This window comes from Alteromonas algae (genome assembly GCF_049117195.1).
GTDB lineage: Bacteria > Pseudomonadota > Gammaproteobacteria > Enterobacterales > Alteromonadaceae > Alteromonas.
On sequence record NZ_CP185260.1, the window covers coordinates 3,488,237 to 3,512,753 of the forward strand.

21 protein-coding genes are annotated in these 24,517 nt (G+C 44.5%); 10 read left to right on the forward strand and 11 right to left on the reverse strand.

The features are described from left to right. Positions 1-127: 127 nt before the first annotated feature. The 3 genes from ACOJRU_RS15450 to ACOJRU_RS15460 form a co-directional block, all read right to left on the reverse strand. The gene (locus tag ACOJRU_RS15450) at positions 128-1,717 is read right to left on the reverse strand and encodes a methyl-accepting chemotaxis protein (protein WP_421132614.1); all 1,590 of its coding nucleotides are present in this window, start codon (positions 1,715-1,717) and stop codon (positions 128-130) included. Positions 1,718-1,874: 157 nt separating this feature from the next. Beyond that, entirely contained in the window at positions 1,875-3,056 is a 1,182-nt protein-coding gene (locus ACOJRU_RS15455; RefSeq protein ID WP_421132615.1) for an acyl-CoA dehydrogenase, read from the reverse strand. 174 nt (positions 3,057-3,230) lie between these two features. Then, positions 3,231-3,689 carry an Lrp/AsnC family transcriptional regulator gene (locus ACOJRU_RS15460; RefSeq protein WP_421132616.1) on the reverse strand — a complete coding sequence of 153 codons (459 nt, stop codon included), beginning with the start codon at positions 3,687-3,689 and terminating at the stop codon, positions 3,231-3,233. A 148-nt stretch (positions 3,690-3,837) separates the two neighbouring features. Between ACOJRU_RS15460 and ACOJRU_RS15465 the strand changes: the two genes are divergently transcribed. Further along, on the forward strand, positions 3,838-4,782 hold the full coding sequence (locus ACOJRU_RS15465) for a PLP-dependent cysteine synthase family protein (RefSeq protein WP_421132617.1): 945 nt from the start codon (positions 3,838-3,840) through the stop codon (positions 4,780-4,782). 102 nt (positions 4,783-4,884) lie between these two features. Here ACOJRU_RS15465 and ACOJRU_RS15470 read toward each other — a convergent pair whose 3' ends face one another. The 7 genes from ACOJRU_RS15470 to prlC form a co-directional block, all read right to left on the reverse strand. After that, complete coding sequence (locus tag ACOJRU_RS15470) at positions 4,885-5,511, reverse strand: hypothetical protein (RefSeq protein ID WP_421132618.1); 627 nt, start codon at positions 5,509-5,511, stop codon at positions 4,885-4,887. A gap of 131 nt (positions 5,512-5,642) precedes the next feature. Beyond that, the gene (gene cspE, locus ACOJRU_RS15475; RefSeq protein ID WP_269520052.1) at positions 5,643-5,852 is read right to left on the reverse strand and encodes a transcription antiterminator/RNA stability regulator CspE; all 210 of its coding nucleotides are present in this window, start codon (positions 5,850-5,852) and stop codon (positions 5,643-5,645) included. Positions 5,853-6,150: 298 nt separating this feature from the next. Then, positions 6,151-7,779 carry a ubiquinone biosynthesis regulatory protein kinase UbiB gene (gene ubiB / locus ACOJRU_RS15480; RefSeq protein WP_421132619.1) on the reverse strand — a complete coding sequence of 543 codons (1,629 nt, stop codon included), beginning with the start codon at positions 7,777-7,779 and terminating at the stop codon, positions 6,151-6,153. Between the two features lie 9 nt (positions 7,780-7,788). Continuing rightward, complete coding sequence (locus ACOJRU_RS15485) at positions 7,789-8,424, reverse strand: ubiquinone biosynthesis accessory factor UbiJ (RefSeq protein WP_421132620.1); 636 nt, start codon at positions 8,422-8,424, stop codon at positions 7,789-7,791. Further along, entirely contained in the window at positions 8,424-9,209 is a 786-nt protein-coding gene (gene ubiE, locus ACOJRU_RS15490; RefSeq protein ID WP_421132621.1) for a bifunctional demethylmenaquinone methyltransferase/2-methoxy-6-polyprenyl-1,4-benzoquinol methylase UbiE, read from the reverse strand. Before ubiE ends, ACOJRU_RS15485 begins: the two co-directional genes overlap by 1 nt. A gap of 119 nt (positions 9,210-9,328) precedes the next feature. Continuing rightward, on the reverse strand, positions 9,329-10,018 hold the full coding sequence (locus ACOJRU_RS15495) for a DNA-3-methyladenine glycosylase I (RefSeq protein ID WP_421132622.1): 690 nt from the start codon (positions 10,016-10,018) through the stop codon (positions 9,329-9,331). Continuing rightward, positions 10,018-12,054: an oligopeptidase A gene (gene prlC / locus ACOJRU_RS15500; RefSeq protein ID WP_421132623.1), complete on the reverse strand. Its 2,037-nt coding sequence runs from the start codon at positions 12,052-12,054 to the stop codon at positions 10,018-10,020. Before prlC ends, ACOJRU_RS15495 begins: the two co-directional genes overlap by 1 nt. Before the next feature lie 300 nt (positions 12,055-12,354). Here prlC and ACOJRU_RS15505 point away from each other — a divergent pair, with 300 nt between their 5' ends. From ACOJRU_RS15505 to gorA, 5 genes are all read left to right on the forward strand, one after another. Then, the gene (locus tag ACOJRU_RS15505) at positions 12,355-12,918 is read left to right on the forward strand and encodes a response regulator (protein WP_421132624.1); all 564 of its coding nucleotides are present in this window, start codon (positions 12,355-12,357) and stop codon (positions 12,916-12,918) included. 34 nt (positions 12,919-12,952) lie between these two features. Beyond that, entirely contained in the window at positions 12,953-13,768 is an 816-nt protein-coding gene (locus ACOJRU_RS15510) for a phosphate/phosphite/phosphonate ABC transporter substrate-binding protein (RefSeq protein WP_421132625.1), read from the forward strand. 13 nt (positions 13,769-13,781) lie between these two features. Beyond that, complete coding sequence (locus tag ACOJRU_RS15515) at positions 13,782-15,437, forward strand: sensor histidine kinase (RefSeq protein WP_421132626.1); 1,656 nt, start codon at positions 13,782-13,784, stop codon at positions 15,435-15,437. 69 nt (positions 15,438-15,506) lie between these two features. Next, positions 15,507-16,823 (forward strand): response regulator, encoded by a 1,317-nt coding sequence (locus tag ACOJRU_RS15520; protein ID WP_421132627.1) that lies wholly within the window; start codon positions 15,507-15,509, stop codon positions 16,821-16,823. Positions 16,824-17,009: 186 nt separating this feature from the next. Next, positions 17,010-18,359 carry a glutathione-disulfide reductase gene (gene gorA / locus ACOJRU_RS15525; protein WP_421132628.1) on the forward strand — a complete coding sequence of 450 codons (1,350 nt, stop codon included), beginning with the start codon at positions 17,010-17,012 and terminating at the stop codon, positions 18,357-18,359. 60 nt (positions 18,360-18,419) lie between these two features. Here the strand turns inward: gorA and ACOJRU_RS15530 are convergent, their stop codons facing one another. Continuing rightward, positions 18,420-19,568: a response regulator gene (locus ACOJRU_RS15530; RefSeq protein WP_421132629.1), complete on the reverse strand. Its 1,149-nt coding sequence runs from the start codon at positions 19,566-19,568 to the stop codon at positions 18,420-18,422. Between the two features lie 170 nt (positions 19,569-19,738). Here ACOJRU_RS15530 and ACOJRU_RS15535 point away from each other — a divergent pair, with 170 nt between their 5' ends. From ACOJRU_RS15535 to ACOJRU_RS15550, 4 genes are read left to right on the forward strand one after another with little or no spacing between them, the layout of a single operon-like run. Continuing rightward, on the forward strand, positions 19,739-20,101 hold the full coding sequence (locus ACOJRU_RS15535; protein WP_421132630.1) for a response regulator: 363 nt from the start codon (positions 19,739-19,741) through the stop codon (positions 20,099-20,101). Positions 20,102-20,111: 10 nt separating this feature from the next. After that, entirely contained in the window at positions 20,112-20,408 is a 297-nt protein-coding gene (locus ACOJRU_RS15540) for an STAS domain-containing protein (protein WP_421132631.1), read from the forward strand. Then, positions 20,405-22,486 (forward strand): chemotaxis protein CheA, encoded by a 2,082-nt coding sequence (locus ACOJRU_RS15545; RefSeq protein WP_421132632.1) that lies wholly within the window; start codon positions 20,405-20,407, stop codon positions 22,484-22,486. The genes ACOJRU_RS15540 and ACOJRU_RS15545 overlap by 4 nt, the downstream gene beginning before the upstream one ends. Further along, on the forward strand, positions 22,470-24,506 hold the full coding sequence (locus ACOJRU_RS15550; protein ID WP_421132633.1) for a HAMP domain-containing methyl-accepting chemotaxis protein: 2,037 nt from the start codon (positions 22,470-22,472) through the stop codon (positions 24,504-24,506). The genes ACOJRU_RS15545 and ACOJRU_RS15550 overlap by 17 nt, the downstream gene beginning before the upstream one ends. Positions 24,507-24,517 lie beyond the last annotated feature (11 nt).

Below are 24,517 nucleotides of genomic sequence, written 5' to 3' on the forward strand. Positions count from 1 at the left end.
TTTGGGGCGAAAGAATACGCAGCGTATTTTAGGATGTAAAATAAAAAAGAAGTCCAAAATCTTTGCTGAAGAGCAAGTTGAAGAACAAAATCATTAATACTCAGGCCCTTATTTAAGGGCCTTTTTTTTACGATAACGTAAAGTGATTAGCATTATCGCTCAACGCGCTGGACAGTTGAGATAAATCGCTCGCGGCCACCGCAACGTCTTTATTTGTTTTATCGATTTTCTCCCCTAACTTCTCGAAGTAACTGACTTGTGCTTTTGCATCGCGTTCTTTTTCTTGTGCCGTGCTAGCTAAGCTTGCCGCATCCTCGCTCACATCAACTAAAGACAACATACTGCGACGCCCTTCCTCTAGAGTACTCACCACTTCATTTGCCAAATGTACCGATGCATTCGCCTTGTCTCGGTTAGAGCTCATAGTATCTACTGCACCTTGAATAGAACTAACAATTCTTTCAAGCATGGTGTTTATCTCAACCGTAGATTGATGCGTTCTTACCGCTAGGGTTCTTACTTCGTCGGCAACCACGGCAAAACCACGCCCAGACTCCCCTGCGCGGGCAGCTTCAATCGCCGCATTTAATGCCAACAGATTAGTTTGCGCAGCAATATCTGCAATGGTCTTCACCACACCTGACACGTTCGCGCCTTCACTTTGTAATGTTTCAAGCGTACTGGACGTTTGCTCAATATCTTTCGCCAAGTCTGAAATTGCACTGGCAGACTGCTGTACTTGCGATTGGCCTTCATCAATTTTAATTGCGCTTTCTTTTGCAGATGTAGCCGCAAATTGTGAGCGTAATAAACTTTGTTCCATATCGGCTGATAGCGAGTCCATTCTAACCACTAGGGCAGTAATTTCGGTCTTAAGCTCGGTAATAGAAGCGCTAGAGTGCTGCGTAGATTCTGTAAGCACTAGTGTTGCGCCGTCTATTTGCTCTACTGCGCCATGTACTTTTACCATCCCGTTACGAAAAACATCGAGGAGGCCCGCCATACTTCTACGCATATTTTCTAATTCTAAGGTTTGCTGATGGGGAAACGTCGCCACTAAATTTCGCGACTCGGCGACCTTATTTAACTGTGAAGCGAGGGCGCTAATGGGCGCTGCAATTTGTTTTTTAGACAATAACCACCCAAACAGCACCACACTGGCTAACACTGCGACAAGCACATAAATAATGTGCTGGCTGGTAGTCATTTGCTCTGCAATGCGATTGGCACGCGCAGTGGCAGCCATGGCGACCGCTTTCCTCTCTTTAAACAGCACTTGCTGAAAGGCATCGGCTGCCACAGTGATTGCTTGTAGATTATCTCGCGCCGTGTCCCAGCTTATTGCATCGGAAGACATCGTCACGCGCAAGGCACTTATGGCTGTCGTCAGCTGACCAAAATGGGCTACAAGCTCACTGTTAACCGAAATACGGGGAAGTGTGGTATCAATATCTTCTATGAGCGTACGTTGTAAAGGAGCAAATGCATCGCTAGATAATGTGGTGCCATAAAGGGAGTAGCTAATTAGCACCAGCTCTTTACTTTTTTGCTGTACCGCATCAATTTTCTCAAGCATTGGCAGGGTATCGGTGACATAGGCATCGACCTGCGTCGATACCTTCGAATTATTCACCGTTAATACTGCGGCGACCAGTAGCGTAACAAGTAATATACTTGCATAGCCCACCAAAATGCGTGCTTTTATTGTGTTGAGCATAATAACCACCCTTATTGTCGTTATCGGGTGGATTGAGGCCCCGACGCCACAACAATAAGACCCGAGTAACGTTAAAATGCTTTCAATACATTTAATTGCACAGTAAAAACGTATCGTGAAGAAGGGCGTGCAATGCTAGTAATAACGGTCGTAGCTGCTAGAAAAACGCTTGAAGACCCGTTTGCGCACGCCCCAATATCAGCCCATGCACGTCATAGGTACCCTCATAGGTATTCACCGTTTCTAAATTGATCATATGACGCATGATATGAAATTCGTCTGATATTCCATTCCCACCATGCATGTCTCTGGACAACCTCGCAATATTCAGCGCTTTTTGGCAGTTATTACGTTTCATCATAGATATCATTGCAGGGTCGTATTGGTTATTATCAATAAGCCGTCCTAATCGTAACGACCCCTGAAGACCTAGTGTAATCTCGGTTTGCATATCGGCTAACTTCGTTTGAAATAGCTGTGTTTGGGCCAATGGCCTATTAAACTGATGTCTGTCCAACCCGTATTGACGCGCCGCATGCCAACAAAATTCGGCAGCCCCCATGCTTCCCCACGAAATGCCATAACGAGCCATGTTCAAGCAGCTAAACGGCCCTTTAAGCCCTTTCACGTTTGGCAACATATTGTCGTCGGGCACAAACACCTTATCCATCACAATTTCACCGGTAATCGAGGCTTTAAGCGAAAGTTTACCTTTAATCTCTGGCGCTGAAAGGCCAGCAAAGCCCTTCTCTAAAATGAAACCGCGGATAGTATTATCTTCTGCTGCGCTCTTAGCCCAGACCACAAAGACATCGGCAATTGGCGAATTCGTGATCCACATCTTTGCCCCGGTTAATTCATATCCACCGTCGACTTTTTCAGCTCGTGTTTTCATTGCAGCGGGATCTGAACCCGCATCAGGTTCCGTTAACCCGAAGCAACCTATCCATTCACCAGAGGCAAGCTTAGGCAAATACTTTTCTTTTTGTGTTTCGCTGCCAAAGGTATTTATAGGGTGCATAACAAGAGACGACTGCACACTCATCGCACTTCGATAGCCGCTATCTACACGCTCGACCTCTCTGGCGATTAAGCCGTATGAAACATAATTGACACCCGAACATCCGTAACCCTGAATCGTGGACCCCAATAAGCCCATTTCACCAAACTGCCGCATTATCTCAGGGTTAAAGCGCCCTTCTCTATTGGCTTGTAAAATGGTGGGCATGAGTGCCTGCTGACAAAAGTCTCGCGCACTATGGCTTATCATCCGCTCTTCGTCAGTAAGTTGCTCATCAAGCTTGAGCATATCGTCCCACTGAGGGTTAACCTGGGTCATATCAACTCCATTGCGTAAATTGGTAAAAACGACGCGACCTATCTGTATCGCTAAATGGCATGTTTAGCATAGGTATCTACAAGCATGCGCTTTTTCTTCTTGGGGTACAATATTGCTGTGCCAGTCTTTGTTATGCAGATGTACATTGCCGTAAACAGGAAGGCACTTAACCTGTTATAAGTGATGTAATGGCAGTGCAGTCGTGTATTTAAGCTGCTCCATAGCAAAACTTGACGTAACATCGTTTAAATCAATTCCGCTTACTAACCGCTTATAGAAATGATCAAAGCTGTCCATGTCAGTCACCAGCACTTTCAGTAAATAGTCGAACTCGCCCGACATCCGATAAAACTCAACGACTTCTTCAAATGAAGAGGCGTGTTCAGCAAAGGCCGTCAGCCATTTACCATCGTGTCGGGCTGCTTTTACCTGCACAAAAACGGTCATGGTCAACCCTAATGAGCGCGCTTTCAATAACGCAACGCGTTTAGTAATGATGCCATCGGCTTCTAGCTTTTGTATCCGCCGCCAACACGGGGTGGCCGTAAGCCCAACATGTTCAGCAATATCGTTAACAGAAATATCTGAAGACTGTTGCAATAAGCCTAATATCGCTTTATCTAGCTTATCCATAGAAAAAAAACCTAACTAAAACATTATTCGTAAAATTTTATTCTAGCACAAGGCGTAAATAGGTTGCTAAATAGAAAATACATTCACGCTAGCATGTCACTATAAACCTATGATCTTTCAAAAAGCGCTAGCCGATATGATAAATACCATGACACGTCAAAATACCAACATCATCAATAATATCGCTGATACTATTGGTAATACGCCTTTGGTCAGACTGTCTAACATTCGCACTTTTTTTGATTTAGAAACCGATATTCTGGCAAAACTTGAAAGCGTAAACCCAGGGGGCTCAAGTAAAGACCGTCCAGCCCTTTCCATGTTAACCGCCTTAATGAACAGTGAACAATTCAATAATGAAACCGAGGTGGTCGAAGCGTCATCGGGCAATAGCGGCGTAGCGCTAGCTTGCCTGTGCGCAAATTTCGGGATAAAACTGACAGTATGTATGCCTGAACATATGAGCATTGAGCGCCGCCTAATGATGAAGCACTACGGCGCAAATGTTGTGCTTACCCCAAAAGCTGAAGGTATTGCCGGTGCGATGGCAATGGCAGAAAGGCTTACACAAGCGTGTAAGCATAGAATAGGACTCGACCAGTTCTCAAATCTGGCGAATAGCGCTGCCCATGCATCGACCACTGCAAAAGAGATATTGCGTGACACCGGCGGTGACTTTGACGCATTCATTACCGGCGTTGGCACTGGCGGTACACTTTCCGGCGTTGCCCATACGTTTCGTCATGCCGACTGCAAAGCAAAAGTGATTGCGGTAGAACCAAAATCTTGTGCAACGTTAAGCAAAGGAGAGAAAGGTAGCCACGCTATTCAAGGTATAAGCATCGGCCATATTCCTGCCTTGCTCAACATTGACGATATTGATGCTGTGGTTACCGTTAGTGACCACGACGCCATTACTATGGCAAGAGAGGTAGCAAAACGCGAAGGTATCGCGGTGGGTATTTCATCTGGCGCAGCTCTGGCCGCTGCCGTGCAGCTAAGCCAAACCTGTGGTTACAAAGGTAAGCGTATTGTTGTGATGTTTGCTGATAGTGCAGAGCGTTACTTTTCAACCGCGCTATTTGAACACTAGCACTGTGCGTATTGCCACCTTAAAGCTCACCATTATGGCAAATTAAACCGTGCTTCATACTAACCAAGCTAACGTTCTACAGTTTGGTTAATGCCAGCGCTTTTATTTAACCCACCACGGTTGGCTAAAGTCGACATTTTCTGGGGCAACTTCAAAGCGAAACGGCGGCTCGAAGGTTTCCCAGAACCGTGCCTTAGCATCAGGGTCTAAAATAATGAAACTACCCTTTTCTTTATAGCGGGTGAGTAAGGCTTTATAAGCATCAATAGGTGTTAGCGGATTAGTCTGTTGAAATACAACTCGCCCGCCGAATGTGTCAAACATTGCCTTTTCAGTTTGCCATTGCAGCACATTTTTTTCGGCAATTTGCGTAATCTCTTGCGCTGATTTATCGGTTAACGTGCCCGCGAATGTGCGTTTAAAGGAATCGGTTAATTTTGAATCGATAGCAATATTTTGCTGCTGGGCATAATCGGCTAGCACGGCGTCGATTACTTGATTCGTTAAATTAGCCAACATGACTTCGCCTAACGCAGCACGAAACCCGTCGCCCATCTCTTCTTTCATCTGACTTAATGTGGTCTCGTCGGGTTTTACGTCAGAAAGATAAAGCGCATTACCGAACAAGGTAGCAATATGATTATCGTCATCATCTGCCAATACGACTTGGCTTAGTAAAAGAGAATATACTGTGAAGAGAAAAAAAGAGAGATAAGACCGTTGCCCCATGTGTGTTTTCCTTGATTGAAACTCACCAACACTATGTTGAGATTACAGTAGCAATTAAGGCAGCGATTGGACAACTAAATTTTTAGATAGATAGAAAAACGGCGGTCATAATGACCGCCGTTTTTAAATTCTTAGATGGCTTGCACGTTAGCAGCTTGAAGACCTTTTTGACCTTCTTCAACTTCAAATTCTACGCGCTGACCTTCTGGAAGAGTTTTATAACCTTCAGAAACAATTGCACGGAAATGAACGAATACGTCCTTACCGCCGTTATCTTGAGTTAGAAAACCATAACCTTTATCAGCGTTAAACCACTTAACGGTGCCTGTAACTTTAGACATGTCGTATAGACCTCAAATATCATATTAAATTGCGCAATAGGCGCGTGTAACTATATCTTTAAATTGACGGACTTATTGGGTCTTACTTACGAATGGACAAACAACTTACAACAAATTACAGGGTAACTCGAGCGGTTTTAACATATAGCAAATAATACAAATATCACGTCTATTTAAAGACTTCGGGCTTAGAGCCAAATGCACTATACCATTCTTCGGGACGATTAATATACAAATTAATCGCTAATTTAAAAATTTTCTAAAAACTTTAAATTACAAAGCAAATACGCCTAAGGCATCACTGCCCATTGCGCCATGCGAGATACCAAAAGCAAGTACCTACCGCGCCAGTAAGCGCTGCAAAATACCATTGAATGTCGTAAAGGGGTAACACAGCACTTAACACAACGAACGTGGCACCCACCACACTGTAATGGATAGTTTGCGTCGTTTTCTTTTGCGCCAATAACAGGGCTTTCGATGCCTGCTGTTGTTGAAACGGAAGGCGTTTCATTTGCTGCATACTGTCGTAGAGCAAATCTGGCATTTCGGGTAACTTTTCTGACCAGAAAGGAAGATTATCTTTCACTTTGCCAAGCATTGCAGAAAACCCGATTTGTTCTTTCATCCAGTTTTCTAGAAACGGCTTTGCCGTTTTCCACAAATCAAGTTGCGGGTATAACTGACGCCCTAACCCTTCAACATACAGCAAGGTTTTCTGTAGCAGAACCAATTGCGGCTGTACCACCATATTGAACCGTCTTGCTGTATTAAATAACTGAAGCAGCACGTTTCCAAATGATATTTCAGCAAGCGGTTTTTGAAAAATGGGCTCGCATACCGTACGAATGGCCATTTCAAATTCATCGATGTTTGTGTCGTTTGGTACCCACCCTGAATCAGCGTGTAACTGCGCCACTTTACGGTAATCACGATTAAAAAATGCAATAAAGTTTTCTGCTAGATAGCGTTTATCCTCTCGGTTCAACGTACCTACAATACCGAAGTCTATAGCAATATATTTAGGGTTTTCTGGGTGCTCCGTCGATACAAAGATGTTACCCGGGTGCATATCTGCATGAAAAAAACTGTCTCGAAACACTTGAGTGAAAAAGACTTCTACACCGCGTTCGGCCAGCACTTTCATATTGGTATTTTGTGCAAGCAGTGTATCTATATTCGAAATGGGAATGCCGTAAATGCGCTCCATCACTAACACATTGTGCCTACAATGATAGCTGTATATCTTAGGCACATATAACGCATCAGAACCCTCAAAATTACGCCCTAACTGAATGCCGTTAGCCGATTCACGTAACAAGTCTAATTCGTCAACAATGGTTTTTCGATACTCAACAACGACTTCAACCGGCCGTAAACGCTTGCCATCGGGTAGCCACCGTTGTAGTACGTTCGCAATACTAAACAGCAACTCCATATCGGCTTCTATGATGTCGCGAATATCCGGGCGAAGCACTTTAACCACTACATCTTCGTTGTTTGCTTTTAACGTTGCAGCATGCACTTGTGCAATAGATGCAGAAGCCAGCGGCTGGGCTTGAAATTCGCTGAATAAGATAGATAAGGATGGGATCCCAAGCGACGCTTTTATAATGTCTTGTGCCGCTTCTGTTGAAAACGGAGGAACTTTATCTTGTAGTCGGGCTAACTCATTCGCTATCGATGGGGGCAATAAATCTCGACGCGTAGACATCATCTGACCAAATTTAATAAACACCGGCCCTAGTGTTTGTAAGGCAAGCGTAATACGCTCACCTTCTGACTTATCTTTGTGTTTGTTACGTATCCAAAAAATACAATGGCGCATTACCCTGGCATACCAAGGCAACCACTTCGCTGGGATTAAATTATCAAGCCCGTGCTCAAGCAGTACTTTACCAATTTTATACAACCTAACTATGCGCATGACGGTCTCTTAATTATCTGGGTCTTCTAGCTGCTTCAAACGCGCTTCCAATCGTGCGGTATCGTCACGCAAGGCGTTAACTTCATCGCTAAAATGCATCACGGCTAATCGATGCGCTGCCACGGGCTTTTCTTCCACCATGACATTACCGATGTTTCGCGCCAACGCCGCCACCATATTCGATGCTTTTTCGTGTGCAGTTTTAACTGTTTTTACTGATTGGTACGCAAATACGTCATTGGTCTTCGACGCAATAATTTCTTCTATATCAATATCAAGCTGCTGAAATAGTCCGCTCGCTTTTTGTGCCACCGCAAGCTCACCTTCAACATTCAGCTTATTTTGTTGAATGAGGCGCGTTAGCTGATTGGTTTCTTTTAATTGAGGTAGTGTTTGAATCGATGTACTAATACAACAATCGAGCGGTGATAAATTTGCCACCGTTTCATCGAACGACTCATAAACAGACAGCACATCTACACGTTCACCGAACACCAACATAAACGCATTGGGAAGCGGCTCGAGGTAGACAATTAATCTAGACCCTTGTAACGAAGCAAGGCGTGCTGCACTCTCTTCATCTAAGCGCAACAGCTTATTAATGCCACTTTCAATAAACGCAGATACAAGTGCAGAAGTTGGCATTAAAACTTATAACCCCTGTGTAATGCCACAATCCCACCTGTTAAGTTTTGATAATCACATTGCCCGAAGCCTGCCGTTTCAAACATTCCTTTTAATGTTTCTTGATCAGGGTGCATGCGAATGCTCTCAGCCAAATATTGATAGCTTTCTGCGTCGTTTGCGACTAACTGGCCCATTTTCGGCAAAATGTGAAACGAATACACGTCGTAAAGTTTACTTAATTGTTCGCTAGTAGGTTTTGAGAACTCAAGGACGAGTAACCTGCCGCCAGGCTTTAACACGCGATAGATAGAATTGAGCGCATTCTGTTTTTCCGTCACGTTGCGAAGGCCAAACGCCATCGTGACCACGTCAAAGTGGTTATCTGGGAACGGAAGCGCCTCGGCATCGGCTTGCACATAGTCGATATTGCCAACCAAGCCGCGATCACGCAGTTTATCTCTGCCTACCTCAAGCATCGACAAATTGATATCCGCTAGGGTTACGCGCCCTGTAGGACCAACTAAGCGTGAGAACTTCGCTGTTAAATCACCGGTCCCGCCCGCAATATCTAACACCTTTTGCCCTGTTCTTACGCCCGAGCAATCAATTGTGTAACGCTTCCATAAGCGGTGAACGCCCATCGACATGAGGTCGTTCATCACATCGTATTTAGCCGCAACAGAATCAAACACGTTGGCGACCATTGATGCCTTTTGGTTTTTGTCTACTTGCTTAAAACCAAAGTGAGTTGTCGGCGCAGATGATGACTCAACCGGTGAAGAGGTATTGTGGTTGTCGCTCATGGCATTCCCATATAGTTACATTTTGTAAAATCAGAAGTGTATAGGATTGTCGCGGCAAGCAACAGCGCTTGCCGCAAAAAACGTAGGTATTTCGCATAGAAAACGCGAAGATAAAACCGCTAACGTAAAGGCTGGTTGGTCCCCCAACTAAACGCAAGAATGTTACTAATTTCTTGCAACGTTCGACCACTCTCTTGCTGCCATTGTACGAACGCGTCGTTTGCTGCTGCGAGTGTTTTTTTTGAGGTCAGCCCGCCATCGATAATATCGTTTTTTCTCAAATAGTCTTCTACATCCTGCGAGAACAAGAACGTATCAACCCCTAACGAACGCAACATATAAGGGCCGGTATTTCCTCCTAAGCGTGCTCCGTACCGCTTTAAATACAACCATAGGTCGGTAATGTTACTCGCGTCGAACGAGGCAACGAACTGCCCAAAACTACCATGTTGTCGCGCCACATCTTTTATCATTATTGCGTTGTCGCGCACCGTAAGTACTTTTTTGTAATTTCTTACAATACGCTTATCTGTCGCTTTTTGTTCTAGCATTTCATCAGGCATTAAGAGCACTTTGTCTACATCGAAGCCAAAAAACACGTCTTCGAAGTCAGGCCACTTTTGCCTGATAACACGCCACACAAAACCAGACTGAAATACCTTCATGGTCATGGCCGCTAAAAACCTGTCGTCAGGGATTGAAGCCACCTCACCTGACGATAATGCTGGGCTAAGCATACTTTCTAATGCTGCTTTGCTCCCTTTACGTTTAGCGGCTCGCGCGTAAATAGAAGAAAACGACTCGATCATTACCCAGTGATTCCGTTATGGCGAAGTAGCGCATCAACGTTCGGCTCACGCCCTCTGAACGCAACAAAGAGATCCATGGGTTCTCTACTGCCACCCATTTCTAATATATTGTTTAAAAATGACTTACCGGTTTCACGATTGAAAATACCGTCTTCTTCAAACTTACTGTACGCATCAGCCGATAACACTTCGGCCCATTTGTAACTGTAATATCCAGCGGCATAGCCACCAGCAAATATGTGCCCAAAACTGTTTTGGAAACGGTTGAACGATGGCGGTACGACAACAGCTACTTCGTTGCGCACTGCGTCGAGCGTACCTTGTACATCTGCGCTTTCACCTTTTTGGCTGTGCAACAGAAAATCAAACAAGCTGAACTCTAACTGCCTTACCATTTGCATGGCGGCTTGATAGTCACGCGCCGCTAGCATTCGCTCTAGCAGGTCAGCGGGTAAAGGTTCGCCGGTTTCGTAATGCCCTGAAATGAAATTCAACGCATCTTCTTCCCAGCACCAGTTTTCTAAAAACTGACTTGGCAATTCTACCGCATCCCACGGCACGCCGTTAATCCCTGACACGCCGGCAACAGACATTTTGGTTAGCATATGATGAATACCATGTCCAAATTCATGGAACAATGTCACCACCTCATCGTGGGTAAACAGTGCAGGTTTATCACCCACTGGGGCGTTAAAGTTGCACGTTAAGTATGCAACCGGTAGCTGCAACTCGCCGTTTACCCGTTCACGTCTTACTCTGCATTCATCCATCCATGCGCCACCTCGCTTTTTCGCTCGGGCGTACAAATCAAGGTAGAAGCTTCCACGCATGACATCGGCGCTATCTGTAATTGTGAAATAGCGAACGTCTTTATGCCAGGTATCTACGCCTGGCTGCTCAATAATAGTTAACCCATAAAGACGGTGAACAACGTCAAACAGCCCAGAGAGCACTTTTTCTTCTGGGAAATAAGGACGCAACATTTCATCAGAGATGGTATACCGCTCTTGCTTTAACTTTTCGCTGTAATAAGGCACGTCCCATGCCGCTAGCTCGTCGACATTAAACTGCGCTTTTGCGTAAGCCTTAACTTCTTCAAATTCGCGGGCTGCTTGTGGTTTAGACTTATCAGCCAGGTCACGTAAAAATGATACGACCTGTTGGCTAGATTCTGCCATTTTTGTTGCCAGCGACCGCTCAGCATAATTATCAAAACCTAGCAGCTCAGCCATTTCAGTTTTGAGCACTAATGTCTGCTTGATAATATCGGTATTGTCCCACTGCCCTTCGCCCGGCCCTTGTTCAGACGCTTTAGTGGCATACGCGCGGTACATTTCTTCGCGCAGTTCACGGTTATCCGCATACAACATAACGGGAAGATAAGAGGGGATATCTAGGGTAAACAAGTACCCTTCTTGCTCTTTTTCTTCAGCTGCTTGTGCGGCCGCTTCTTTTGCCGACTCAGGCATTCCTGATAAGAGGTCTTCATCGGTCACATGTTTGGTCCACCCCATGGTGGCATCCATGACATTATTAGAGAAGGTAGACGATAGCTCGCTTAAACGTGCCTGAATATCGGCAAAACGTTTTTTCTTCTCGCCGGACAATGCAACACCCGATAGCGTAAAATCACGTACTGCATTATCAATAACTTTTTGGCGCTGCTCATCTAACTCGCGATATTCGTCAGACTGTTGTAGTGATACATAGGCATTATAAAGGCCTTCATGTTGGCCCACCCATGTTCCATATTCAGATAACAGTGGTAAACAGCTGTCGTGCGCGTCTCGCAATGTGTCGCTGCTAACCACTGAGTTCATGTGAGAAACAGGCGACCACATTTTGCTCAACGTATCGTCTACTTCTTCCAACCTTGCGACCACATTTGCATAAGAATAATCTTGCGACGCGACGACGTCTTCAATCTCTTGCTTGCATGCACTAATTGCCTTTTCAATAGCAGGCTTAATGTCTTCATGCTTAATGGCAGAAAATATCGGTAGACCTTCTACCATTTCAATCGCGGGCACAGTCATAAATAAAATTCTCTTCGTTGCGTATTGATTCTAACGATGGGGGTTTAACGCAGTAAAAACAAGTCAAACACACTTCACTATTGTCAGCAAAATTTACGATATACCCTACACTTACCTTGATAATTAACGATTTAGATCATTTTTGGGGTTAATTTTACGCACAGCACACATCTAACACATGTTAGCAAACAAGCTCAGAAACAACAGATGTCGCAAATGTCTCGTTATAGCCTTTTGTCTAAATTGTCGCGACTGGTATAAGTGATATACTCCAAATCTGCGCAATATATAGGCGAAAAAATGAAAACACTTACGTCAGGTGAAATCGCAACATATTGCGATGTAAACCTTCGAACGGTAATCAGATGGATAGAAAGTGGCAAACTTAAGGGCTTCAAACTACCGGGGAGAGGCAATAACCGTGTGCTTGTTGAAGACTTTATCGAGTTTTTAGAAAGACATGATATGCCGGTTCCTGACAAACTGAAATCTGACGTTCTGCCTTCGTTATTGATAGTTGATGACGAGATGCCTGTTGCTAAATCCATTCAACGAGTAGCAAGACGGGCCGGGTTCGAAAGTTATATTGCCACCGGTGGGTTTCAAGCCGGGATTATGCTCAGTCAGCACAATCCCAGAATGATGACGTTAGATTTAAGTATGCCGGGCATGGATGGATATAGCGTAATCCAGTTTACCCGCGAGCAACCTCAGTATAAAGACTTGAAGATCCTAGTGATTTCAGCACTTGATGATGAAAGCCTGGCGCGCGCGCTTGAACTAGGCGCAAATGCGACCCTTCAAAAACCGTTTTCAAACCATGATCTAACGCTGGTTCTAGAACAGTTTATGTTTGATGAATAGGGCTCCATCAGCGTAAAGAAAAATAGGAGTTAACATGGTTCGTTGGATTTTATTTTTAGTTTTATTGACGCCCCTTTCTTTGTCATATGCCGCCGAAACACTGGTTTTTGGTGTTGTGCCGCAGCAGGCTCCAAAAACCCTTGCTGAGCGTTGGCAGCCTCTTATTGACTACATCAGTCGTGAAACGGGACTAAGTATAAAATTCGAAACAGCAAAAGATATTCCTACGTTTGAAAGTCGCCTAGCGAAGGGGGCCTACGACATTGCTTATATGAACCCATTTCATTTTGTGGTGTTCAATGAACAGGGTCACTACCACGCGATTGCGCGTGAAAAAGAGAAAACACTTGCTGGCATCATTGCAGTACCAGCAGCGAGTGGTATTACATCGGTTGAGCAACTACAAGGAATGGAAGTAGCGTTTCCAGCACCAGCTGCCTTTGCTGCCACAATAATACCGCTTTCGTATATGCAACAACAGGGTGTGTCGGTGATACCCCGCTACGTCCATTCGCATGATTCTGTTTATCTAAATCTTGCACGGGGCTTTTTCATGGCTAGGGGCGGCATTCTTAGAACGCTAAATGCTGCACCAAAAGATGTCGCATCTGCACTGACTATTTTATGGAAAAGCGAAGGGTATACGCCTCACGCGTTCGCTGTTCATTCTAATGTGGCAGATTCTGATGTAGCCGCTATTCTTAGATCACTGGATGCAGTATCTAACGATATAGAAAATAAAGAGGTTTTAAGTAATTTGGGATTCAATAAGCTCATACCTGCTGTCGATAGCGACTGGGATGATGTTCGCAGCCTAGGGATAACATCCCTTTCTCGGCCTCACCGCTAAGCAGCTCATAACGATGCGCCAATCTTTGCAAACTAAGACTATCGCAGGAATTGCATCAATAGCATTACTGCTGTTGATAATTCTTATTGCAACCGTATTTAATTTACTCAATAAACTCGTTGATGACAGCGTTCAAAAAACGGCGAACACCACTGCGTCGCTGTTCGTATCAACAACGAAAAATGCCTTTTTAAGTTATGACCTTGCATCATTAGAAGCTGATGCCGCAGAAGTGCTGAGTAATTCACATATCGCGTATGTACGTATCCTCGACGTGAATGGTAAGGTTTTTCTAGAGCAAGGCGACCCTGCCGCCCTTGCGCGACAATTCGAAGCAGATCAGCATGTCACCCATGCGACAGATGGGATTTATGATGTATCGGCCCCCATAAAAGTGAAAGATACCGTTTATGGGCAGGTGGAATTGGGCCTTAACATCTCGTCAGTAAATGACTCGGTAGCACATATTAGAAGCTGGACACTGTCGCTAGCAGCCATAGAACTCATACTCGTTGCGCTATGTTCCTATGCACTGGGTACGTTTCTTATGGCACAAATACGTCAGTTACGCTCGGGCACACGGCATTTAGCAAAAGCGGTAAAAGACAAAAACTATCAGGACATCACAGTAAAAGTACGTGGGCGGGATGAGCTAAGCGAACTTGCCGATGCATTTAATCATCTGGTTACCCTGCTTAAAGAAGAGAACACCCATCGCCAACGGGTAGAGGATGAACTGAAAGAACTTAACGGTTTGTTAGAACAAAAAGTGCAAGATCGTACCGCATTACTTAATCAAAAAAATTACCAACTTGAGGATGCAAATAAAGACTTAAAAGATGCACAAGTGCAGTTGTTGCAGGCGGAAAAAATGGCGTCGATAGGGCAGTTGGCTGCCGGCGTAGCGCATGAAATTAATAATCCTGTTGGTTTCGTAAGTAGCAATATTGATACCTTATGCGAATACATTTCTACCTATCAATTATTATTTGCACAACTGGAAAAGGCCTTAAGCCAACCGTCGCTAGAGGAAAAAGAGAATGCATGCCAAGAACTTAGTAACCTCTTGTCGCAGCAGGACATTGCTTTTATTAACAGCGATATAGGTGATTTATTAGAAGACTCTAAAGAAGGGCTTCATCGTGTGGCAGACATCGTCAAAGGGTTAAAACTGTTTTCTCGCATCGACAGTGATGATATGCAGCCACACAATATTAACGAATGTGTGAAAACCACATTGGCAATGGTGAATAATCAACTTAAATATATTTGTTCAATCGAATCGCATTTAGGGGACGTACCTAGTGTAAATATGAACGTTGGAAAGATATCGCAAGTGATAACTAACCTACTCATTAATGCTGGGCAAGCAATTGAAAGTACGGGTAAAAACGGAAACATAGTCATTACTACCTGTGTCACTGATAACATGTTGGAGTTGCGTGTAGAAGATACCGGGACGGGGATATCGCCAAGCCATTTAGACAAACTTTTTAATCCGTTCTTTACAACAAAACCCGAAGGACAGGGCACCGGGCTTGGGCTATCGATATCCTTTGGCATTGCACAAGAGCATGGTGGAACACTGACTGCGACAAGTAAAGAGGGGGAAGGAAGCACATTTATTTTGGCACTTCCTGTCGATACAGAAAAAGGCGATGATGCCTAAGTAAATGATGCGAGCTGAATGTTGCAAACCGCAATGATAAACAAGGGATTGAGTACAGGATAACGTGATATGACTACGAATACCGCACAAAAAAACGACGTATTTACTGTGTTGTTCGTTGATGACGAACCCAATATTCTTCGTGCCATAAAAAGAGCACTTTTCACATTAGATATTAATATGCTGCTAGCGGATAGTGGGATGAAAGCGCTTGAACTCATGGAGCAACAAGACGTACATGTCGTAATTTCTGATATGAAAATGCCACAGATGTCAGGTGCTGAACTACTAGAACAAGTGGCCACGCGCTATCCGGATACTTTTCGTGTGGTGTTGACCGGTTATGCTGATATCGAGTCGACAATTAAAGCGGTTAACCAGGGCAAGATTCATCGTTATTTACAGAAACCATGGGATAACCAAGAGCTTATATCGGTTGTGGAAGAAGGGCTTGAACGCGTAAAACTCAAGACCGAAAACACGCGTTTACAAACGTTAACACGCATGCAAAACCGCAAGCTAAAAGATGTCAATGCGACACTTGAACAAGTGGTTCAAAAGCGCACTCGACAGATAAAAGCAGCACTTAATAAAATTGAGAAACACAACCTTGCAATGGAACAAGTGCTTTTCAACGTAATAAGTATTAACCCTGACATTGATGGGAAGTTCGCCATAGAAGTCAGTGAGCTGGCAACCAAACTTGCTCGTATGGCCAACCTTGAGCGTGATGAAATAAAACGCATTCGGTATGCCGGTCTTATTTGCGAAATTGGTTTGCTCGGCCTCGATAACGAAGATTTTACGGGTCCGTTTACTAAGCTGAATTACCAGCAACAGCAAAATTATCTACAACAGACGACGAAAGCGGCGCTTATCTTGGCGCCTGCTCACGAACTTGCCCCCGTTTCGGATATCATTGAATATCAATTTGAACATTACAACGGCAGCGGTTTAAATAAAAAAGTAGCGAAAGAAATTCCCATTGGCTCGCGTATTTTAGCCGTTGCGCGTGATTACTGGCGCCTTGTTACTGGTCGATTAAGCGGCACCAACTTGTCATCACGTGATGTAAAAATAGAATTGAAGAAACATACGAATACACGTTACGACGGCGAGATCATCGACCTACTTCTTCAGGCGGAAGATGTAACCACCTCAAAATTACTTCATACCAGCAACAAGGCAACACAGCTTAAACCTGGAATGGTCTTAGCGAAGAACCTCTATAACGATAGCCATATTTTGATTCTTCCCGAAGGGCATGTGCTGACAGAAGCCACAATTCAAAAACTGATTAAATTTGAGCAAGATAGAGGTAAAGCGTTCGATATCCAAATTGAACCTCCAGCGTCAGACAAAACAAATGAAGACAGCGCCAGTTAAAATAGTGACGTGATCTAGGCGCGCTTGTTCTCGTAAACATAGGTCTATTGCATAAAAGCACGTAGCGTTGCGAAAGAAAACCCTTCATGAGAAGGTCTTTTACCACGCGTACACACTGTGCCTTCCACACAATTCGTGTAACAATAACCTCACAAGTCAGTCGAACGGACAAGAAGGCTAACCTATATGAAACATTTTGATTATATTGCTATTGGCGGCGGCAGCGGCGGTATAGCATCGGCAAATCGAGCGGCAAAGCATGGCAAGAAAGTCGCTATTGTTGAAGCCAAAGATATTGGCGGCACCTGCGTTAATGTTGGGTGTGTTCCGAAAAAAGCCATGTGGTATGGTGCACAGGTGGCAGAAGCGATTCACCGCTATGCGCCTGAATACGGTTTTGACCTATCGCTAAATCATTTCAGTTGGGATAGCTTAGTTGCCAGCAGACAAGCATATATCGAGCGTATTCACGCATCTTATGACCGCGTGATAACGGCTAACGATATTACGCTTATCAAAGGTTTTGCTTCATTTGTTGATAACAATACTATCGAAGTGAATGGCGAACAGTACACCGCAGACCATATTACTATTGCCACCGGCGGCCGTCCTGTCATTCCTGATTTACCCGGTGCACAGCACGGGATAAATTCAGACGGTTTCTTCGCGCTAAAAGAACAGCCGAAACGTGCCGTTGTCGTGGGTGCTGGCTATATTGGTGTTGAGCTTGCTGGTGTATTGCATAGCTTAGGTACAGACAGTCATTTAGTCGTTCGTAAACACGCACCATTGCGTAATTTCGACCCCATCATCCATGAAACTCTGGTCGATATTATTCACGCTGAAGGCTGCACACTGCATAACCATGCCAGCGTAGAAAAAGTCGAAAAGCATGACGATAACTCTCTGACCGTGCATTTAACTAACGGCGAAGCGTTAGACACAGATTGCCTTATCTGGGCCATTGGCCGAGAACCCGCCACCGATGTTATTAGCATTGAAAACACCGATGTAGAGCTTAATGATGATGGAACGGTCAAAGTAGACAAGTATCAAAACACCACAGCACAGGGTATCTATGCTGTGGGCGATATTACCGGTGAGGCCGAACTTACCCCCGTTGCGGTGAAGGCTGGGCGCTTGTTAAGTGAGCGTTTATTTAACGGGCAAGACGACGCCCATATGGATTATTCTATGATCCCCACCGTTGTGTTTAGCCACCCTCCTATTGGCACGATAGGCATGACAGAGGCCGAAGCCAAAGAAGCACACGGCGAAGACAACGTTAACGTGTATACGTCTAGCTTTGCATCTATGTACACGGCGGTCACCCGCTTCCGTCAAATGACAAAAATGAAGCTTGTGTGCGCCGGCGACGACGAGAAGGTCGTTGGACTTCACGGTATAGGCCACGGCATGGACGAGATACTTCAAGGTTTTGCGGTTGCCATTAAAATGGGAGCAACAAAAGCCGACTTCGATGCGTGTGTAGCCATACACCCCACAAGTGCTGAAGAATTCGTTACGATGACGTAGTCGCAGCGTTAAAAAAAGCCCAATGTTGAGATACGCATTGGGCTTTTTTATTGTTATCCGTTAGAAAAACTCAACATCTAAATACTCGTCTTCCTCTTCATCAGCTTGAATAGCGGCTTCTGATACCCTCGCTTTCAACCTCTCAGATATCTCGGTTAGCATAGTATCGATAGTGATCAGTTCATCATTATCTTCACGAGACTCTAACTCCTTCTCGATTAAGTCGATAAAGAATGCCTCTTGCGCTTCGGTCATTTCAAGCGCGTGAAAACTAGTCTTTATCCGGCTGGACACATCACTGATAATCTGCATTTTTTCAGCGCCCACTTTGCGAATACAGTGCTGTACTTTCTCAAGCACACTATTTAAGTCAGTATTCAGCGTAACCAGCGTGTTTTGCTGTAGCACACTCTCATAGCGTGCATTGATTGCTGGCACCAACTTTGCGCCCATATCTAAAATGGCGTCGTAAAGTACCGGATCTTCTTTCGCGATATTTTTTACAAGCAAGGACACCGAATCGTCGTTAAGCATAAGCCGCCGGCCAAACCTATAAATTCGTCCCTGATCATGAAGCACCTGAAACACTTTATCGGTGGTTTTATCACAAGGTGTCAAATCGGTATCGATGTTGGTTATTTCCTCGCCGTCTCTGAACTGGATGGCAGCATGCACACCATTTAACCTAAGTGTAGTCAGCACTTTTTTAGCCATCACTTCAATAGTGCTACACGTATTCAGCGAAGAAACAATTTCCATTCCTGTGCCATAAATAGCCGCTTGGCTTAGCGCCGTTTTTGCCGTCTCCCGGCTTCTGGAGTTGTCTGTCTCCATTTGCACCAATGTTTCAATTTGATGCTTGGAACTAATAACCGTTTCTGTCAGCAATACAACGTTGTATGGCTTGGTAATGTAATGTGAAACACCTGAATGAAAAGCTTTCCTCATTGTTTCATCCGAACTATCGTCCGACACCACAATAACCAGAGGTGCTTTCTTTCCTTTAGTTTCGGTTTCAGCGCTTCCAAACATTGCCGCCGTCGAATCGCCAATACACCAATCAGAAATTACAACGCTAATGTCGTTCTCTTTGAGTGCTTTAAGCGCGGCGCTTTTAGAATCAACTTGAATAATGTCAAATTCATCCTCAAGCGATAGCTTGTATATCTCGGCCTGTGTCGCATCCTGCTCAACAATGAGAAGTTTCATTGCCTCACCTCCTATTACGTTTCTGTATGTAGAAAAATGACAGCTGCTAAAAAAATTTGATAACGAAGAAAAGCCCTACTACGTTTTATACTTAAGTATAATTTTCAGGCGAATTTAAAATATAGTCATTGATATCAATTTTTGCGAATTTTGTGAGAAGGAGCTTTTTAATGAGTAAGACAATCCTAATTGTCGACGACTCTCCCTCTGTAAGGCAGGTTGTTGAATTTACGTTGACCGATGCAGGGTATACCGTTATTTCTGCAGATGATGGGTTAACCGGGTTAGAACAACTCGACGGCAAAAAAATTCACCTGATAGTAAGTGATGTCAACATGCCCAACATGGACGGACTGACCTTTGCTGAGCATGTTAAGCAAAAAGAAGACTATGCCTACACCCCTATTCTTATGCTTACCACCGAGTCAGGGGGCGATATGAAAGCGAGAGGCAAAGCGATTGGTGTAAAAGCCTGGCTTGTAAAGCCTTTCAAACCTAATCTCCTGTTGTCTGCCGTTAGTAAACTCGCGTAGTTGAGTGCACATGATGGCCTGTATTACTTTCCCTAACGAAGTCACTATTTTCACTGTTGATAAGACCTATGCAAAGTGCGTAAACACCATCGAACAGCACGCCGGAGCGGTATCGTTCGATTTTCAACATACCGAAGAAGTTGATGGTTGTGGTTTACAACTCATTCTGCAGCTCTCATCCATGATTAAAGATACCAATAATGACGTTGTTATCACTCACTCTTGCGAGGCGCTCAACGATGTAGCGGCCGTGTTTAACGTCACCGACATGTTAGGACTCTCCACAGCAAAAGAGTCAACACAATGAATTTACTTGATACGTTTATTGAAGAGGCCGAAGAGCACTTAAGCGCGATGGAAACGTCGCTGCTTGAGCTTGAAGAGAATGGGGTTTCTGAAGATATTGTTAATACCGTCTTTAGAGCGATGCATACTATTAAAGGCTCAGCGGGAATGGTTGGACTCGACCATGTGTCTTACTTTGCCCATCATATCGAAAGCTTTCTGGATGCGCTTCGCGATGGAAAAATAACTTACGAATCAGATATGGTATCTGTGTTAATGGATGCACGAGATCATATCAATACGCTCGTCAATAATGATGCAACGTCAGAGCTAATGGCGGTCAGTGAACAACTTATCGCAAAAGTAAAGCCATGGTATGAAGAAGAGTTGGCGTCTCCCCCTACCCCTCTATCTACTAACGAAGACAGTAACGATACACTCGGTTATTGGCAACTCGTTGTTAGTCCTCACACAGACAGTTTTAAGGAAAGCTTCGATGTACTTCCCGTTATTCGTGAGCTGAGTGAGCTTGGCGACTGTGTTGTGTCTACAACGCTGATTAACGACGCCAATACAGCATTTGTACCAACACAATGCTATATGAAGTTTGTCATTTTACTTGATGGGGCAATAGAGCAAGACCTTATCATGTCAGCGTTCATGTTTGTCGAAGACGATTGGGACATCGCCTGTGAATTCATGTCGCTGGATGAAGAACGTCGTCTTGGTGATATTCTGGTATCTATGGGCGCAGCTGATGGCAACACGATAGAGGCTGCCCTGACTGAGCAAAAACGGGCGGGCGAGTTTCTCACAGAAAAAGGCGTGGTGTCGGCACAAGACGTGACTCAAGCATTGGAACAGCAATCGTTTGTTGAAGAGAAACAGGCAAACGTCACCAAAAAACAAGCCAATGTTAAAGTTGCCGCTGACAAACTCGATAAGCTACTAGACCTTGTCGGTGAGTTAGTCATTGTTCAATCGGCGGTTAATCAACACGCAGATACCAACGACGACATGGCACTGACCAATATTGGTGAAGAACTCAGCCGCTTAACAACAGAGATACGAGACACCACATTTGGCATAAGAATGCTGCCTATCGGGTCAACATTCGGCCGCTACCGCCGTTTAATACGTGATTTGTCTCAATCACTTGGTAAAAAAGTGAAGTTAGAAACAAAAGGGGCTGACACCGAGGTAGACAAAATGGTGCTGGAAAGCCTTAATGATCCGCTGATCCACCTGCTGCGCAATAGTATGGACCATGGCGTGGAAAGTCCTCATGTTCGGCTTGAATCAGGCAAGAGCGGAACGGGCACCATCCACTTAGAAGCCAGCCACCGCAATGGGCAAGTGAGTATTGTTATTCGTGACGATGGCGCAGGTTTAAACACGCAGAGAATTAAAGAAAAAGCACTGAGCAACGGCATCATTAAAGATGATGACATGCTTAGCGATAACGAAATCCACCAACTCATTTTTGCCCCTGGCTTTTCAACAGCAAGTGAAATATCAGACGTATCAGGTCGCGGGGTAGGCATGGATGTGGTTAAAACGTCGATAGAGACTATGCAGGGCAGCATCAATCTAAGTAGCACAGAAGGCGTGGGCACCACTACTGAAATTTTACTGCCTCTTACGCTAGCGATTATTGATGGGCTAATGGTGGATGTGGCAGGTGAAGTATTTATTATTCCGCTGTCATCTATCGAAGAATGTGTGGAAGTACAACGCGACCAATCAGAGCGTGAAGACGGCTCACACCTTATTAAAACCCGTGGAAAGCTGGTTCCAGCGTTATCACTTAAGCATCATTTTTCAATACAAGGCGCACCGGCCAACTACCCGCAGTGTGTCATCGTAAATGCCGCAGAACATCGATTTGGCCTTATTGTTGACAATGTCATAGGCCAACATCAAACGGTTATCAAAAGCTTAGGCAAACTTTATCACAATGTAAGAGGCCTTATGGGTAGCACTATTTTAGGTAATGGTGACGTGGCTATGATAATCGACGCCGCACAATTATTTGAAGATGTGATCTTGCCGACTAAATACAGTTCCTCAATGGAGACGACATATGTTGACGAAAATTAACTTAAATACACTCGTCATCGCTGGTTTTAGCACGTTAATAGTGCTGTTGTTGCTAAGTGGTGGTTACGCGGTGCTTTCTGCATCAGGGTTAAATGACGCATTAAGTAGAGTCATTAACGGGCCGGCGGAGCGGGTGAAACTTGCCGATCGAATCAAACAGTCCTCGCTGACATTAGCCGGGCAAAGTAGAAAGCTTATTCTTGCCTCATCGCCTGAAAAAATGAAGCGTATCAAAGCCGTTATTAACGAAGAACAGAGTCGCTTAAATGAGAGGCTAGAACAGTTAACAGCAATTACACCCAGTGATAATCAACAACGCATCGTTAATATCAAACGAGAAGTAGACATATTCACCACGGTCATCGAAAACGTCGCTGAATTGGCCAGCCTCAATTCAAATGCTAAAGCAAGAAACATAAGCGAGAATGAAGGTGCTGATGCGTTTGATGCACTACTTCTTCTAATCAACAACACAAAAGAGGCGATAAGAGAGGCAAGCCTACGCACGGGAGTTACCGAAGCAGGGCAGCGCCAACGTGCGTCTCTTGATACTATCTCGGAACTATCAGCTCGTCTTATTAGACAAGAAAAAAACTATATTCTTGCGACCAACCCTCAACGACTTGCTGATACGGAAAAGACCATACAAGCATTACGCGCAGACCTACAACGTGAAATTCAGACCTTCAGCAACAACCTAACGTCATCGAATATCACTATGGGCAATGCCTTAAAAGACGCCAGTGATACTTATTTAGCGTTACAAAACGACGTACTGGCACTGTCTAAAGAAAACGGCAACAATCGCGCCTTCACATTACTATCGCAAGAGGGCGAAACTGCCATTGATAACATTGAAAATTACATCAGTGCCATTATTAGCGATAACGATGAGCGGTTACTGGCATCGATCGAAGACACCGATGTTGAATACGCATCAATTAGACGAAGCCTCATCATTGCCGCAGTGATTTCTACACTATTGGGTATTATGATTTCTTTTGTTGTCTCATCGCGCCTAAAAGAAGTCAGCAAAATCGTCTCAGATATTGGTCAAGGGAATCTCAACATTGCCTTTAAACAGGGGTATAACAATGCTGACATTTACTCCAATCTTAATACAATGAACAGCAAACTCACCAGCATTGTCAGCGACATTCAGCAATCGGCCGATAACGTTTCTGCCGGCAGTAATGAACTGGCCAGCACAGGACAACAAATAGCGCAGGGTGCAACAGAGCAGGCCGCCTCTCTAGAGGAAGTGGCCTCATCGATGGAGGAAATGTCGTCAAATATCGCGCATAGTGCTGATAATGCAAGGCAGACTGAAGGCATTGCGCAACAATCTGCAATTGAAGCAAAAGAGTCTGGTGACGCAGTTAAAAACTCTGTTTCTGCCATGCAAAATATTGCAGAGAAAATTGGTATTATTGAAGAAATTGCACGACAAACAAACTTACTTGCGCTTAATGCTGCGATTGAAGCAGCAAGAGCGGGAGAGCATGGCAAGGGCTTCACTGTTGTTGCCGCAGAGGTGCGTAAATTAGCAGAGCGAAGCCAGCATGCCGCTGCTGAAATTGTCGATTTATCCACTGAAACCTTGTCCGTGTCTGAACGCGCAGGTGCAATGTTAGAGTCGTTGGTTCCTAACATTCAAAAAACCGCAGAGCTAGTGCAAGAAATAAGTGCCGCCTCGTTAGAACAAGATAAAGGTGCTTCTGAAATTAATAAGGCGTTGCAAGAGCTTGACCACGTAGTGCAACAATCAGCCGCTTCAGCTGAAGAAATGGCATCAACCTCAGAACAACTCAGTGCACAAGCCCAGCAGCTTAACGCCTCAATGTCATTTTTCACCTTAGACAATAATAGACAGCGCCCGCTTTCTCGCCCCCCATCAGGCAGTAACCGAAGTACACCGGTAAGAACGAAAAGCGTACCGGCACCAAGTAACAATAGGTCTTCTGGTATCGATATATCGTTAGACGATGATGATGATGGGTTTGTGAAATACAGTAATTAAACGAGGAGAAA

Excerpts from the sequence above, each read along its gene's own strand:
- ACOJRU_RS15450 (WP_421132614.1), bottom strand. The coding sequence starts at position 1,717 with ATGCTCAACACAATAAAAGCACGCATTTTGGTGGGCTATGCAAGTATA.
- ACOJRU_RS15455 (WP_421132615.1), bottom strand. The coding sequence starts at position 3,056 with ATGACCCAGGTTAACCCTCAGTGGGACGATATGCTCAAGCTTGATGAG.
- ACOJRU_RS15460 (WP_421132616.1), bottom strand. The coding sequence starts at position 3,689 with ATGGATAAGCTAGATAAAGCGATATTAGGCTTATTGCAACAGTCTTCA.
- ACOJRU_RS15465 (WP_421132617.1), top strand. The coding sequence starts at position 3,838 with ATGACACGTCAAAATACCAACATCATCAATAATATCGCTGATACTATT.
- ACOJRU_RS15470 (WP_421132618.1), bottom strand. The coding sequence starts at position 5,511 with ATGGGGCAACGGTCTTATCTCTCTTTTTTTCTCTTCACAGTATATTCT.
- cspE (WP_269520052.1), bottom strand. The coding sequence starts at position 5,852 with ATGTCTAAAGTTACAGGCACCGTTAAGTGGTTTAACGCTGATAAAGGT.
- ubiB (WP_421132619.1), bottom strand. The coding sequence starts at position 7,779 with ATGCGCATAGTTAGGTTGTATAAAATTGGTAAAGTACTGCTTGAGCAC.
- ACOJRU_RS15485 (WP_421132620.1), bottom strand. The coding sequence starts at position 8,424 with ATGCCAACTTCTGCACTTGTATCTGCGTTTATTGAAAGTGGCATTAAT.
- ubiE (WP_421132621.1), bottom strand. The coding sequence starts at position 9,209 with ATGAGCGACAACCACAATACCTCTTCACCGGTTGAGTCATCATCTGCG.
- ACOJRU_RS15495 (WP_421132622.1), bottom strand. The coding sequence starts at position 10,018 with ATGATCGAGTCGTTTTCTTCTATTTACGCGCGAGCCGCTAAACGTAAA.
- prlC (WP_421132623.1), bottom strand. The coding sequence starts at position 12,054 with ATGACTGTGCCCGCGATTGAAATGGTAGAAGGTCTACCGATATTTTCT.
- ACOJRU_RS15505 (WP_421132624.1), top strand. The coding sequence starts at position 12,355 with ATGAAAACACTTACGTCAGGTGAAATCGCAACATATTGCGATGTAAAC.
- ACOJRU_RS15510 (WP_421132625.1), top strand. The coding sequence starts at position 12,953 with ATGGTTCGTTGGATTTTATTTTTAGTTTTATTGACGCCCCTTTCTTTG.
- ACOJRU_RS15515 (WP_421132626.1), top strand. The coding sequence starts at position 13,782 with ATGCGCCAATCTTTGCAAACTAAGACTATCGCAGGAATTGCATCAATA.
- ACOJRU_RS15520 (WP_421132627.1), top strand. The coding sequence starts at position 15,507 with ATGACTACGAATACCGCACAAAAAAACGACGTATTTACTGTGTTGTTC.
- gorA (WP_421132628.1), top strand. The coding sequence starts at position 17,010 with ATGAAACATTTTGATTATATTGCTATTGGCGGCGGCAGCGGCGGTATA.
- ACOJRU_RS15530 (WP_421132629.1), bottom strand. The coding sequence starts at position 19,568 with ATGAAACTTCTCATTGTTGAGCAGGATGCGACACAGGCCGAGATATAC.
- ACOJRU_RS15535 (WP_421132630.1), top strand. The coding sequence starts at position 19,739 with ATGAGTAAGACAATCCTAATTGTCGACGACTCTCCCTCTGTAAGGCAG.
- ACOJRU_RS15540 (WP_421132631.1), top strand. The coding sequence starts at position 20,112 with ATGATGGCCTGTATTACTTTCCCTAACGAAGTCACTATTTTCACTGTT.
- ACOJRU_RS15545 (WP_421132632.1), top strand. The coding sequence starts at position 20,405 with ATGAATTTACTTGATACGTTTATTGAAGAGGCCGAAGAGCACTTAAGC.
- ACOJRU_RS15550 (WP_421132633.1), top strand. The coding sequence starts at position 22,470 with ATGTTGACGAAAATTAACTTAAATACACTCGTCATCGCTGGTTTTAGC.